Raw genomic sequence first — 13,205 nt, forward strand, 5'->3', positions numbered from 1 at the left:
CCCATAAGGGCGCATCCATCGTTAAAATCCCCGCGCACAATGGGTGTATTTTTGGTATGGGAACGCCGCTACGCGGACGTTCGGGCGGGCACGCAGGCACCGCCCCTACGGTTTCGTTTGGGCAGATTGTGCGCGGAACGGTTGGTGGGTTTGAGCAGATTGCGCGTGGATGTTCGCCCCTACGCATTTCGTTTGGCTGGATTGTGAGTGGGCGTTTGATGTTGTTTGGGTGGATTACCCGTGGATGGTTGGTTCCGTTTGGGGATGATTGTGCGCGGATGTATAACGGAGATGGGTAGGGAAGAATCACCGAGGAGGAAGAGTGGGCGCGTGTGCCTACTCCACCAAACCCATGGCTTTGGCCTTTTTCATGAGCAAGGCCATGAGCGGTTCACGCTCGTTGGGCACCTTATTGTCGAGCACGGCATCCTTCAGGGTTTGTTTTAATTGCCCCACTTCGCGGCACGGACCGAGATGAAACAGCTCCATGATCTCGTTGCCATCAATGCAAGGCTGCAACAAACGCTTGTAGTCGCGCTCCTGCAGGTCGGCCAACTTTTGGCGCACAAGGCGGAAATTGTCTAAGAACCGCTGCTTCTTCACGCGGTTTTTGCTTGTGATGTCGGCCTCGCACAACATCATCAGGTCGTTGATATCGTCGCCCGCATCGTTCAGCAAGCGGCGCACCGCGCTATCGGTCACCTCTTCATTGGCAATCGTGATGGGGCGCATGTGCAGGTCGACCATCTTTTGCACATATTTCATTTTGCTGTCCATGGGCAGTTTCATGCGTCGAAAGATGGAGGGAATCATCTTCGCTCCCACGAAATTGTGGTTGTGAAAGGTCCAGCCGGCCACGTTGTCCCAGCGCTTGCAACGGGGTTTTCCGATGTCGTGGAAGAGTGCTGCCCATCGCAACCACAGCTGCGTTTCGCCTGTGATTCCAGCCGTTTGCTGCGCCTTGGCCAGATTGTCTACCACCTCAAGGGTGTGATAGAAATTGTTTTTGTGGGCACGACCATTGCGCGTTTCCACAATGTCTAACGCCGTGAGCTCGGGGATGATGCGCTGCAACAAACCGCAACGATAAAGGTCGATGAAGCCTTTGCTGGGCGTGGCCGTGAGCATGATTTTATGGAGTTCGCCCACGATGCGCTCGCCACTGATGATGCTGATGCGCTCGGCATTGCGCGTGAGGGCGTCGAAGGTTTCGTCGTCGATGAAGAAATTGAGCTGTGCCGCAAAACGCACGCAGCGCAACATGCGCAGCGGATCGTCGGAGAAAGTGATGTCGGGGTCGAGCGGTGTGCGGATGAGGCCATCCTCCAAATCATATAAACCATCAAAAGGGTCGACAAGTTCGCCGAAATGAGACGCGTTCAAACACACGGCCAAGGCGTTGATGGTGAAATCTCTGCGGTTCTGATCGTCTTCCAACGTGCCATCTTCCACATGCGGTTTACGTGAATCGTGGCTGTAGCTCTCCTTGCGTGCACCCACAAATTCCACCTCCAAGTCACGATATTTCACCTGCGCTGTGCCAAAGTTTTTAAACACGCTGAGGTAGGCTTTCTTGCCCAACGCCTGCTTCAACGCATTGGCCACCTGTATGCCACTGCCCACGACCACCACGTCGATGTCGTTGGAAGGGCGCTCTAAAAACAGGTCGCGCACATAGCCGCCAACCACATAACAAGGCATGCCCAGGCGGTCGGCCGCGGCTGAAATTTGGTGAAATATATCCTGATTGAGTAGTGCTGCTAAATCGTTCTTCGTGAGATTTCTCATTCCTATTTTTTCTCTTAACGTGCTTTAAATTGCCTACAAAGTTACTAAAAAGCGAGGGCAAAGTGGGCGTTTCCCCTCATTTTTTATACTTTTGCAGCCATGAAGAATTGTTTTTTGTTGCTCATGCTCTGCACGCTGCTTTGCAGTTGCGCCGAGACGCAGGAGGATAAAGCTGCTGCATTGATGTCGGAAATTCAACAACTCTATGATAAGGGACATTATCGTGCCACGTTGGACTCGATTATGGCCTTGCGCAAAGACTATCCCGAAGCGGTGAAAGCACGAAAGGCTGCACTCAAAATCTGGCAGAATGCCTCGCTGCACATGGCGCAAAGTGATGTGGCAACCACCGACTCTACGCTGCAAGCCACGTTAGCCACGTTGCAAACCGCACAAGACTTGCGCACGAAGAATCTGCTACGCGTGCGTTGCGACTCGCTCAAAGCACGCTATGAAGCGATGTGTGGCGTGGTACGCATGATACACTATCGGCAGCAACACCCCTAAACAGGCATCCGAAAGCCTAAAATTTGGCTATTTCAGCATAAAACAGTAACTTTGCAAGCCTAAGAAATAGCATCAATGAACAAAAGCAAAACCGAGGAACAATTCAAGGATGTGCTTCACGAATGTCGTGAACTTTTTGCCAAAAAGCTACATGATTATGGCGCTTCTTGGCGCATTCTACGCCCATCCTCGCTCACCGATCAATTATATATCAAAGCCAAACGCATTCGTTCCATTGAAATCAAGCACGAAGCTTTGGTTGATGAGGGCATCCGACCCGAGTTTATTGGGCTGATTAACTATGGCATCATCGGGCTCATTCAATTACAAAAAGGATTTGCTGACACTATCGATCTCACACCCGAAGCAGCTTTAGAAGCCTATGACGCACAGGCCGAAACTGCTTTTCAACTGATGAAAAGAAAGAACCACGACTACGATGAAGCGTGGCGCGAGATGCGCATCAGCAGCTACACAGATTTGATTTTAACTAAGCTGCAACGCATCAAGGAGATTGAAAACCTTGGCGGTGCAACCTTAGTCTCTGAAGGCATCGATGCCAACTATATGGACATCATCAACTATGCCGCTTTCGGTGTAGTGAAACTCAACGAAGCAACTTAAGCAACAATCAGTGTGAGGCAACAGCTCTTAAAATGGCTCATCCAGGTTAGCCGATTTATATTGGCGCTCGTTTTCATCTTCTCGGGCTATGTGAAAGCCATCGACCCGATGGGAACGCAATATAAATTGCAAGACTATGTGGGCGCACTCCATCTAACGGCAGTGGTGCCCCAATTGCTGTTATTGGGCACATCGGTGGCGTTATCTGCCTTGGAATTTACCTTGGGCATTTTACTTCTGTTTGCTATCCGACGACGCCAAACTTCACGACTAACCCTTATCTTCATGGTGATTATGACGCTGGTGACATTAGCTTTGGCAATCAGCAACACCGTGAAAGATTGCGGTTGCTTTGGCGATGCTATCCATCTCACCAACACAGAAACGTTGCTCAAAAACATTGTGTTGCTGGCTTGCAGTGCCGCCGTGGCCTGGAAACCACTCTACATGACACGCTTTGTGCGCAAAAACACCCAATGGATTATTATCAACTATACCTTAGTATTCACACTCATCAACAGCCTTTGGAGTCTATATTATTTGCCACAGTTTGATTTTCGTCCCTATCACATCGGTGTGAACATACCCCAAGCAATGGAAATTCCAGCAGGAGCACCTCAACCCCAATATGAAACAACGTTTGTCTTGAGCAAAAATGGTCAGCAAAAGACCTTCACGCTGGACAACTACCCCGACTCCACCTGGACATTCATCGATAGCAAAACAACTCTTGTGAAGGCTGGTTACATTCCGCCGATTCACGATTTCGCAATAGAAGATTTGCGCACTGGCGATGATCTCACCGCCAAAATCCTGCAACGCAAGGGTTACACCTTCTTGCTCATCGCGCCCCATTTAGAAACGGCCGACGACAGCAACTTTGGCGACATCGACCAGCTTTACGAATATGCACAGCAACAGCGCATACCTTTCTATGGTTTAACGGCCAGCACTGATAAGGCCATTCGCAGATGGATTGACCTCACTGGAGCCGAATACCCATTCTTCTCCACCGACGAGACGGCCTTAAAGACCATTATTCGCAGCAACCCAGGCTTGTTGTTGCTACACAATGGCACCATCATCAACAAATGGAGTCACAACGATTTGCCCACAAGCAACGACCTTTCGCGTCCCATCGCACAGGCCACCTGGGCCAAGATGCCCCAAGACTCGGTGCCAAGGAAAATCATTGTTATCGTACTTTGGTTCGTCCTCCCACTGTTTTTGCTCACTTTGGCCGATCGATTCTGGGCATGGAGCCAATGGGTGCGCCTGAAAGAAAAAAAGAATAAAGACAATTTATATCAACTCTTTAATAAAAATAAACAATATGAGAAAGAAAATGGTAGCAGGTAACTGGAAAATGAACCTCAACCTGCAAGATGGAGTTGCATTGGCAACCAACGTAAAGGACTCTTTGGCTAATGACAAACCCCACTGCGACGTAGTGGTTTGCACACCTTTCATCCATTTGGCCAGCGTGGCACAAGTGCTCAAAGGTAGCGTGGTTGGCTTAGGCGCTGAGAACTGTGCAGACAAAGAGAAAGGTGCTTACACAGGCGAAGTATCTGCCGAAATGGTGAAGAGCACTGGCGCACAATATGTCATTCTCGGCCACTCTGAGCGTCGCCAATACTATGGTGAGACCGCAGAAATCTTGAAAGAGAAAGTACTCTTGGCATTGAAGAATGGTTTGAAAGTCATCTTCTGCTGTGGTGAAACTTTGGAAGAGCGCGAGGCTAACCGCCAAAACGAAGTGGTAAAGGCTGAACTCGAAGGTAGCGTGTTCAACCTCTCTGCCGAAGAGTGGAAAAAAATTGTTTTGGCCTACGAACCCATTTGGGCCATCGGCACAGGTAAAACAGCCACATCTGACCAAGCTGAAGAGATGTTAGCCTACATCCGTTCTATCGTAGCAGAGAAGTATGGCCAAGCTGCAGCCGAAGAAACCACTATCCTTTATGGTGGCAGCTGCAACGCATCGAATGCCAGCGAGCTCTTCGCTAAATCCAACATTGATGGCGGTCTGATTGGCGGTGCTTCACTAAAGCCCGTTGATTTCAAAGCCATTATCGACGCTTGGAAGAAGTAAAATACTATCATTATCGTAGGAAAGCACCCTCGTGTGCATTCCTACGATTTCCACTTTTGTCACTTGTCTCTCTTCCCGCAAAGAGAAACAAGTCACAAAACAAAAATGCACCATTGCATAAGCAGATGGTTAGCAAATGAAGTTGTGCTTTGTGCACGCTATAATAGATTTTGATTGAGGATAAGATGAAAAAATTAGCTTGTATTCTATGGTTAACGCTCTGTGCTACACTTTCGCTCTCAGCACAAACGTTCCTCGACCACATCAAGAAACGTGAGGCAGGAATGGGTGTCGTAACAGTTACGCAAAGCAAGGATATCGATGAGATTGTGAATGGACGCCCCACCACAAAGGCCACAACACAACCACAAGAGAAGAAAGAAAACCCACCAAAATCAGTAAGCACAACGCAATCACAAGAGAAGAAAGAAGCTGCAACAAGAGCTGTTGCCACAACGCAAAGGCCTGAAAAGGATAAAAAAGAAACAAGGCCTACAACCAATCATGCGACCGACAAAGATTCGGCCAAACAAGTGCGTCCAAAAGAAACAACAGAGAAAAAGCCCAACGAACAACGCGAAACTACGGAGCAAAAGCGTACAGATTCGACAACAAAAACGCCCGAATCCGAAGAAGAAGAAGCACCCATTGTGGACATGCGCAAAAAGGTGATGCGCGGAAGCCGCAAGATTGTGGGCTTTCGTGTGCAGGCTTTCGCGGGCGGGAACTCGCGTATCGACCGACAAAAGGCCGAGCAAGCCAGCATTGTTATCAAAACAAAATATCCCGAAGAGCCCGTCTATGTACATTTTTATTCGCCCCACTGGATATGCCGTGTGGGCAACTATCGCACGTTCGAAGAAGCAAATAGTATGTTACAAAAGGTGAAAGCTCTAGGCTATCGGCAAGCCAACATCGTGAAAGGAAAAATCACTGTGCAAGACTAAGCATTGACCATAGCCACCCATCGCACCATGCTCAGCAAGCCTTAACATAAAAAGTAAAGCAAATGAATCCCGAAAACGAATTTCGCGAAGGTCTAACCGACCTTGCAACTCATTATAAAAGCATTCTCACCCTGTTGGGTGAAGACCCACAACGCGAAGGCTTAGAGAAAACTCCCATGCGCGTGGCCAAAGCAATGCAAGTGCTGACACGCGGCTACACGCAAGATCCGCAGCAGGTTTTGACCGATGCGCTGTTCCAAGAAGACTACAACCAGATGGTCATCGTGAAGGATATTGACGTGTTTTCCCTCTGCGAGCACCATTTACTTCCCTTCTATGGCAAATGTCATGTAGCCTATATTCCCAATGGTTACATCACAGGATTGAGTAAGATTGCCCGTGTGGTCGACATCTTTAGTCACCGTTTGCAAGTGCAGGAACGCCTAACACAACAAATTAAGGAATGTATTCAAGCCACATTGCGACCGCAAGGTGTGATGGTTGTGATTGAAGCCAAACACATGTGTATGCAGATGCGAGGTGTGGAAAAACAGAATTCCATTACCACAACCAGCGACTTCAGTGGCGTGTTCAACGACCTCAACACCCGACAAGAGTTCATGAGTCTGCTGCGTGGCGAATCGAAACGCATTTAAATGCCGTTCGAAGCGCAGATTATTCACCCTTTAAACAACAAAGAAATGAAATTTATATCCTGGAATGTCAACGGACTTCGTGCCTGTGTGGGCAAAGATTTCGAACAGCAATTCAAGGCCTTAGATGCCGATTTCTTCTGCCTGCAAGAAACAAAGATGCAGGCAGGACAGCTCGATTTGCAGTTCCCTGGCTACCAATCGTTTTGGAACTACGCCGAGAAAAAGGGCTACAGCGGAACGGCTATTTACGCCAAAAAGGCGCCATTGGCCGTTAGCTATGGAATCGGAATCGACGAACACGACCACGAAGGACGAGTCATTACATTAGAATATGAGTCATTTTTTCTCGTCACCGTCTACACCCCTAATTCTCAAGATGAGTTGCGCCGCTTGGACTATCGCATGCAATGGGAAGATGATTTCCAGGCCTATCTACACCAGTTAGACAAGCAGAAACCTGTTATCGTTTGTGGAGACATGAACGTTGCCCACGAGGAAATTGACCTCAAAAATCCAAAAACCAATCGTCGCAATGCTGGATTTACAGATGAAGAGCGTGCTAAAATGACACAACTGCTCAACCATGGCTTCATTGACACGTTCAGAACGCTCTACCCCGAGCAACAAACCTACAGCTGGTGGAGCTACCGTTTCCGTGCAAGAGAAAAGAATACTGGGTGGCGCATAGATTATTTCCTCATCTCAGAACGTCTGCGCCAGCAGCTCATCGATGCCAAGATTCATACCGACATCATGGGTAGTGACCACTGTCCTGTGGAGGTTGACTTAGATTTATAAATGCAACAGCATCGCCTTTTTGCTGAGGCTAAAAAGAAAAATCCCTGCAACACATCATGCGCTGCAGGGATTTATTATAAATTAAAAACTTAAACTTACTTACGTAAACCAAGCTTCTTAACGATTGCACGATAGCGCTCAATGTCACGCTTGTACAAATAGTCGAGCAACGCACGACGCTTACCAACCAACATCGTCAACGAACGAGTCGTTACATTGTCTTTGTGGTTTGCTTTTACATGCTCGGTTAAGTGCTTAATGCGATAGGTGAAGAGGGCGATTTGGCTTTCAGCAGAACCTGTATCGGTTGTCGACTTGCCATACTCGTTGAAAATCTCTTCCTTTTTTGCTTTGTCTAAATACATTGCTTTAAAATTGATTAATGTTGTTGCATCATTTACATCTTTCACATGCCATGCTGTCTTAATCACAACAGCTACACGCTCAAATGCTTCGGCTTTTCCGAAATGCGCAGCAAAGGTAGCAATAAAAGTTTAGAATGCTCTCATAGAAATGCCACCAATCCTTACCCATAACCTTTTTTAACAGCTTAAAGCCATTTTGTTATCCTACTTTTTTTCGTACTTTTGCAAGCACACAAAAAAGATATGCGTCTGCAAAGGGGTAGAAAACAACGTACGAAAGAACTGCTTTATCATCTGAAACGATGGAGCATTTGGCTGCACCGGGTGAAATATTCACGCGGATTTGGTGTGCAGTCGCCATCAGCCTATCAGTTTATTCGCTATGTCCTCACTGAACATTATCCTTACTATGCTTATGCTACCCTACGACATCGCCACCACAACGAAGGACATGCCGTGCAAAAACGCGGCCGATTATTTTTCAGATTGGCTAACTACTTGCAGGCGAAGCAATGGTTTCATGCAGGCGACAAGGCTGATGTTTATGCCAATTATGTGAACGAAGGTTGCAGCAAAACACAGTTTTTACCATTAGATGAAGCCCAGCTGCCAACAACATTTTCAGTAGCAAGCCTTCCACTTACGCAGCATAATCTCACCCTTTGCCAAGCACTCATCAAGCGTTCGCAAGCCCAGTCCATGCTGATTTTATTGGATATCCACACCAAGCGCGAGACGTTGGAGGCATGGAAAGCACTCATCCAACAACCGCAAGTCGTGCGCAGCTACGATTTATACGATTGTGGCATCGTTTTGTTTGATGCTTCAAAACCCAAACACCATTATATAATTAATTTCTAACCACATCACCTACCCTGGCAAAACGATAAAGATAGGCTAACAAATACAACGCGACTAACGAGCACAAAAAAAGCGTACCACTTAGAAGTAGTACGCCTCTCCAATTCTTTACTTAGTAGAATTCCTTATTCCGGAAGGCTGATTGCCTCGTTTGGACAAACAGAAGCACAAGTGCCACACTCGGTGCACATATCAGGATTGATAGAATAGATGTCGCCTTCAGAGATTGCTCCTACTGGACATTCGTCAATACAAGTACCACAAGCGATACAATCATTTCCAATTACGTAAGCCATAATAATCTTAAATTTATGTGTTCAAATAACGTTTTTGTAATATGTATTAGGCAATCTGTGCCTTAATGCGATGCAAAAGTAGAGATTTCTCATGAGAAATACCTACTTTTAGGTATAGTTTTTGAATTATTTAAGGTTTCATCAAGTCATCCACTCATCACTAATGAGTATCACCTATCATAGTATAGACATGTGAAGTTTCCGTTTTTTTAAGAATACAACGAATTCTATGTGAAAAAAAAATCGTAATTTAGCCGCCATAAAAAGCATGCAAAACCGCTTAGAACGAAAATAAAATGCCTTGCAGGCAATTTTTTCTTTCAACAAGTGAGTAGCAAACAAAGCAATAATTATTCTCAAAAATAGTAATGGACGAAAATCAGACAATTGACAACGATCGGATATTGAAAATCAATATCGAGGAGGAAATGAAGTCCTCTTACATTGACTATTCAATGTCGGTCATCGTGGCGCGCGCACTTCCTGATGTGCGTGACGGCTTTAAACCCGTTCACCGGCGCATTCTTTATGGTATGCTGGGTATTGGAAATACCAGCGATAAGCCTTATAAGAAATGTGCACGCGTTGTGGGTGAAGTGCTTGGTAAATATCACCCTCACGGCGACTCATCTGTGTATGGTGCGTTGGTACGTATGGGACAAGACTGGAACATGCGCTATACATTAGTCGATGGGCAAGGAAACTTTGGCTCGATTGACGGTGACTCCCCTGCAGCCATGCGTTACACCGAGTGCCGACTGAGCAAGATGGGTGAGCATATCATGGACGACTTAGAGAAAGACACTGTCGACATGACCAACAACTTCGATGACACGTTGGTTGAACCGAGTGTAATGCCTACAAAGATTCCTAATCTGTTGGTAAATGGTGGCAATGGTATTGCCGTGGGAATGGCCACAAATATGCCGACCCACAACCTTGGAGAAGTGATTGACGGTTGCTGTGCTTATATTGATAACCCCGACATAACGTTGGACGGATTGATGCAACATATCAAAGCACCCGACTTCCCTACAGGAGCTTATATATACGGTATTCAAGGTGTACGCCAGGCTTATGAAACTGGACGTGGCCGCATTGTGATGCGCGCAAAAGCCGAGATTGAAAGTGGTGAGAACCATGATAAGATTGTTATCACCGAGATTCCATACGGCGTAAACAAGCAAGCGCTGATTGAATACATCGCTGAATTGGTGAAAGAGGGAAAGATTGACGGTATCAGCAACGCCAATGATGAGTCGGGACGACAAGGTATGCGCATCGTGATTGATGTAAAACGTGATGCCAATGCGAATGTCATTCTGAACAAATTATTCAAAATGACTGCGCTACAAAGTTCATTCTCGGTGAACTGCATCGCCTTGGTAAAAGGACGTCCACGCCTACTCAGCTTAAAAGAATGTGTGAAATATTTCGTTGAGCACCGGCATGACGTGACCATTCGTCGCACGAAATACGACTTAAAGAAAGCGCAAGAGCGTGCCCACATCTTAGAGGGTCTAATCATTGCCTGCGACAACATCGACGAGGTAGTACACATCATCCGCGCCAGCAAAACACCTACTGATGCACAACGCAATTTGGAACAACGCTTCGAATTAGATGAACTACAAAGTAAAGCCATCGTCGATATGCGCTTGAGCCAACTCACCGGTCTGCGCATGGATCAGTTGCATGCTGAATATGAAGAATTAGAACGGCAGATTGCTTACTTGCAACAGATTTTGGATGAGCCAGAATTGTGCAAGAAGGTGATGAAGGATGAGCTCAACGAGGTAAAAGAAAAATATGGCGATGTGCGTCGCACGGAGATTAAATATTCGAGTGAAGAATTCAATCCAGAAGACTTCTACCCCAATGATCCCGTTGTCATCACAGTGAGCCACATGGGCTACATCAAGCGCACACCACTGAGTGAGTTCCGCGAACAAGCACGGGGTGGTGTGGGAGCAAAGGCTGCTCGCCATCGCGAACAAGACTTCACGGAATTTATTTACCCTGCAACAATGCACCAAACAATGCTCTTTTTCACGAAAAAAGGACGTTGTTATTGGCTCAAATGCTATGAGATTCCCGAGGGCGATCGCAACAGTAAGGGACGTGCCATTCAAAATATGCTCAACATAGAGAGCGATGATGCCATCAATGCCATCTTGCGTTTGAAGGGGCTCAACGACGAACAATTCAACAACTCGCACTATGTTATCTTCGCTACCAAGAATGGAACGGTGAAGAAAACATCGTTAGAGGCGTATAGTCGGCCGCGTACCAATGGTGTGATTGCCATTAACATCGTCGAAGGCGACGAGGTGGTGGATGTACGTCTGACCAATGGTGAGAACGAGTTGATTATGGCCAACCGCAATGGTCGTGCCGTTCGCTTCAACGAAAGCACCATCCGCACCATGGGACGCACGGCAACAGGTGTGCGTGGCATGCGCTTAGATGGCGGTGATGACGAGGTGATTGGCATGATAACGGTAAACGATGCAAGCACAGAGACCGTGATGGTGGTGAGCGAACAGGGCTACGGTAAACGTAGTTTGGTTGAAGACTACCGTGTAACCAACCGCGGCGGAAAGGGTGTGAAGACACTTGCTGTGACCGACAAGACAGGGCGTTTGGTGAGCATCAAGAACGTGACCGATGAGAACGACCTCATGATCATCAACAAGAGTGGTGTCGTCATTCGTTTAGCTTTAGCCGAAGTGCGCGTCATGGGACGTGCTACACAAGGCGTGCGCCTCATCAACCTCGCCAAAAAGAACGATGTCATTGCCAGCGTCTGCAAGGTAATGAGTTCTGAATTAGAAGCAACGGTTGAGGAAGAGAGCCGCACACAGTGGGCCAATAAAGCTGAAGAAATTCGAAAAGACACACAACGCAATGCCGATGACTTCGAGAATGAAACGTCACTTACCGACGATGATGAGACAAATGAAGATTCGTAAAAATTAAAATAATATTTGGATATGAAAAAATTAATGATGGTAGCGTTGATGTTCTTAGGTACATCCGCTGCATTTGCTGCTGACAGCGAAGCGTTGAAAGCTATTTTAAAAGCAAAGACCTACAACGAAGCAGCCGAGTTAGTGAAAGCAAGTTTAGGTCAATTGGCCAACGATGCAGAAAAGGCTAAGGCTTATAACAAGCTCGTTGAATTGGCTTTGGACAAGGTGAACAAAGAGCAAGCCATTATGACATCAAACCAAATGGCAAAGCAATTTGGTCAGGGCAAGGAGTCGGCCTACGACACTTTAGGCTTCAACCAAGCGCTCTACGATGCTTTTGACAACGCTATTCGTTGCAACGAATTCGACCAAAAGCCCAATGAAAAGGGCAAGATTAAGCCTCGCTTTGAGAGCAATAACGCCAACCGTTTATATGGTTTGCGCCCCAATCTCATCAATGCTGGGCAATTAGCTGGGCAAAACAATCAGCAGGCTGACGCGTTAAAGTACTTCGGTATGTATGTAGAAAGCGCAACTAATCCTCTGTTTAATGGCGTAGACAAGAGCAAAACGCCCGACACCTATTTAGGTGAAGTGGCACGTGTTGCAGGCGTTTATGCTTTCCAAAACAAAGATTATCAACTGGCCGACAAGTATGTTGATGTGGCTATGCAAGACACTGCCGCCTATAAAGATGCATTGAACTTGAAGCTTTATATCATGCAGCAGGGCTTAAAGACGCACGAAGATTCCGTTCAGTACGTGAATAAGCTCAAGGCCTTGTATGAGAAAGATAGCAACAACGATCAAATCTTCTCAACATTGGTAACCATGTGTGGTAGTTTGAAGATGGCAACCGACCAAAATAAACTGTTAAACGACAAGCTGGCAGCCGACCCATCAAATGCATTGGCATGGGCATTGAAAGGTCAAATCTTTATGAACGAGAACAAACCGAAAGAAGCTATTGATTGCTTTAAAAAGTCTGTTACGAAAGATGACAAGAACCCTATTGTGCTCACTTATTTAGGTTTCTGCCTCAATGCACAAGCTGGTTCTATCAATGGTAATAAAACTGAGCAAACCAATCTCTATAAAGAGAGTGAAGGATTCTTAGAGAAGGCTCGTGCATTAGACCCCAATCGCGAGAAGGCGAACTGGAGTTATCCGCTCTATGCGGTTTACTATAGCCTCTATGGTGCTACAGATAGCCGCACGAAAGAAATGGAATCGCTGAACAAGTAAACCCTTCCCAGCGATAAGTAGAGGATGTGTCAGAACGACTTTTTGGCACAT

11 protein-coding genes and 2 pseudogenes are annotated in these 13,205 nt (G+C 46.7%); 10 read left to right on the plus strand and 3 right to left on the minus strand.

Going from position 1 to position 13,205, the window contains the following annotated elements; all coding sequences use genetic code 11:
* Nucleotides 1-299, plus strand: a pseudogene (locus X919_RS14480) (hypothetical protein); the annotation flags it as partial.
* Between the two features lie 37 nt (nucleotides 300-336).
* Here X919_RS14480 and X919_RS0100550 read toward each other — a convergent pair.
* Nucleotides 337-1,788 (minus strand): CCA tRNA nucleotidyltransferase, encoded by a 1,452-nt coding sequence (locus X919_RS0100550; RefSeq protein ID WP_028898584.1) that lies wholly within the window; start codon nucleotides 1,786-1,788, stop codon nucleotides 337-339.
* A 99-nt stretch (nucleotides 1,789-1,887) separates the two neighbouring features.
* Here X919_RS0100550 and X919_RS0100555 point away from each other — a divergent pair, with 99 nt between their 5' ends.
* From X919_RS0100555 to X919_RS0100585, 6 genes and pseudogenes are all read left to right on the plus strand, one after another.
* A complete protein-coding gene (locus X919_RS0100555; RefSeq protein WP_028898585.1) occupies nucleotides 1,888-2,295 on the plus strand; it encodes a hypothetical protein in 408 nt (135 codons plus the stop codon).
* Nucleotides 2,296-2,370: 75 nt separating this feature from the next.
* The gene (locus X919_RS0100560; RefSeq protein ID WP_028898586.1) at nucleotides 2,371-2,919 is read left to right on the plus strand and encodes a DUF1599 domain-containing protein; all 549 of its coding nucleotides are present in this window, start codon (nucleotides 2,371-2,373) and stop codon (nucleotides 2,917-2,919) included.
* A 12-nt stretch (nucleotides 2,920-2,931) separates the two neighbouring features.
* Nucleotides 2,932-5,014 (plus strand): annotated as a pseudogene (locus tag X919_RS17165) (BT_3928 family protein).
* A gap of 185 nt (nucleotides 5,015-5,199) precedes the next feature.
* A complete protein-coding gene (locus X919_RS0100575; RefSeq protein WP_028898588.1) occupies nucleotides 5,200-5,961 on the plus strand; it encodes an SPOR domain-containing protein in 762 nt (253 codons plus the stop codon).
* A 62-nt stretch (nucleotides 5,962-6,023) separates the two neighbouring features.
* Nucleotides 6,024-6,617 (plus strand): GTP cyclohydrolase I FolE, encoded by a 594-nt coding sequence (folE, locus tag X919_RS0100580; protein WP_028898589.1) that lies wholly within the window; start codon nucleotides 6,024-6,026, stop codon nucleotides 6,615-6,617.
* Nucleotides 6,618-6,662: 45 nt separating this feature from the next.
* Nucleotides 6,663-7,415 (plus strand): exodeoxyribonuclease III, encoded by a 753-nt coding sequence (locus X919_RS0100585; RefSeq protein ID WP_028898590.1) that lies wholly within the window; start codon nucleotides 6,663-6,665, stop codon nucleotides 7,413-7,415.
* Nucleotides 7,416-7,510: 95 nt separating this feature from the next.
* Here the strand turns inward: X919_RS0100585 and rpsO are convergent, their stop codons facing one another.
* Nucleotides 7,511-7,780, minus strand: a complete 270-nt coding sequence (gene rpsO / locus X919_RS0100590; protein WP_004380348.1) for a 30S ribosomal protein S15 — start codon at nucleotides 7,778-7,780, stop codon at nucleotides 7,511-7,513.
* 243 nt (nucleotides 7,781-8,023) lie between these two features.
* Between rpsO and X919_RS0100595 the strand changes: the two genes are divergently transcribed.
* Nucleotides 8,024-8,641, plus strand: a complete 618-nt coding sequence (locus tag X919_RS0100595) for a hypothetical protein (RefSeq protein ID WP_081759387.1) — start codon at nucleotides 8,024-8,026, stop codon at nucleotides 8,639-8,641.
* Nucleotides 8,642-8,766: 125 nt separating this feature from the next.
* Here X919_RS0100595 and X919_RS15765 read toward each other — a convergent pair whose 3' ends face one another.
* Nucleotides 8,767-8,937, minus strand: a complete 171-nt coding sequence (locus tag X919_RS15765) for a 4Fe-4S binding protein (RefSeq protein WP_004380351.1) — start codon at nucleotides 8,935-8,937, stop codon at nucleotides 8,767-8,769.
* A gap of 368 nt (nucleotides 8,938-9,305) precedes the next feature.
* Here X919_RS15765 and gyrA point away from each other — a divergent pair, with 368 nt between their 5' ends.
* Nucleotides 9,306-11,909, plus strand: a complete 2,604-nt coding sequence (gene gyrA, locus X919_RS0100600) for a DNA gyrase subunit A (protein ID WP_028898592.1) — start codon at nucleotides 9,306-9,308, stop codon at nucleotides 11,907-11,909.
* Nucleotides 11,910-11,930: 21 nt separating this feature from the next.
* Complete coding sequence (locus X919_RS0100605) at nucleotides 11,931-13,154, plus strand: tetratricopeptide repeat protein (protein ID WP_036916559.1); 1,224 nt, start codon at nucleotides 11,931-11,933, stop codon at nucleotides 13,152-13,154.
* The last annotated feature ends 51 nt before the right edge of the window (nucleotides 13,155-13,205 follow it).

The organism is Prevotella sp. HJM029 (assembly GCF_000599605.1).
Lineage (GTDB): Bacteria > Bacteroidota > Bacteroidia > Bacteroidales > Bacteroidaceae > Prevotella.

Excerpts from the sequence above, each read along its gene's own strand:
- gyrA (WP_028898592.1), top strand. The coding sequence starts at position 9,306 with ATGGACGAAAATCAGACAATTGACAACGATCGGATATTGAAAATCAAT.
- X919_RS0100595 (WP_081759387.1), top strand. The coding sequence starts at position 8,024 with ATGCGTCTGCAAAGGGGTAGAAAACAACGTACGAAAGAACTGCTTTAT.
- X919_RS0100605 (WP_036916559.1), top strand. The coding sequence starts at position 11,931 with ATGAAAAAATTAATGATGGTAGCGTTGATGTTCTTAGGTACATCCGCT.
- X919_RS0100555 (WP_028898585.1), top strand. The coding sequence starts at position 1,888 with ATGAAGAATTGTTTTTTGTTGCTCATGCTCTGCACGCTGCTTTGCAGT.
- X919_RS0100550 (WP_028898584.1), bottom strand. The coding sequence starts at position 1,788 with ATGAGAAATCTCACGAAGAACGATTTAGCAGCACTACTCAATCAGGAT.
- folE (WP_028898589.1), top strand. The coding sequence starts at position 6,024 with ATGAATCCCGAAAACGAATTTCGCGAAGGTCTAACCGACCTTGCAACT.
- X919_RS0100585 (WP_028898590.1), top strand. The coding sequence starts at position 6,663 with ATGAAATTTATATCCTGGAATGTCAACGGACTTCGTGCCTGTGTGGGC.
- rpsO (WP_004380348.1), bottom strand. The coding sequence starts at position 7,780 with ATGTATTTAGACAAAGCAAAAAAGGAAGAGATTTTCAACGAGTATGGC.
- X919_RS0100575 (WP_028898588.1), top strand. The coding sequence starts at position 5,200 with ATGAAAAAATTAGCTTGTATTCTATGGTTAACGCTCTGTGCTACACTT.
- X919_RS0100560 (WP_028898586.1), top strand. The coding sequence starts at position 2,371 with ATGAACAAAAGCAAAACCGAGGAACAATTCAAGGATGTGCTTCACGAA.
- X919_RS15765 (WP_004380351.1), bottom strand. The coding sequence starts at position 8,937 with ATGGCTTACGTAATTGGAAATGATTGTATCGCTTGTGGTACTTGTATT.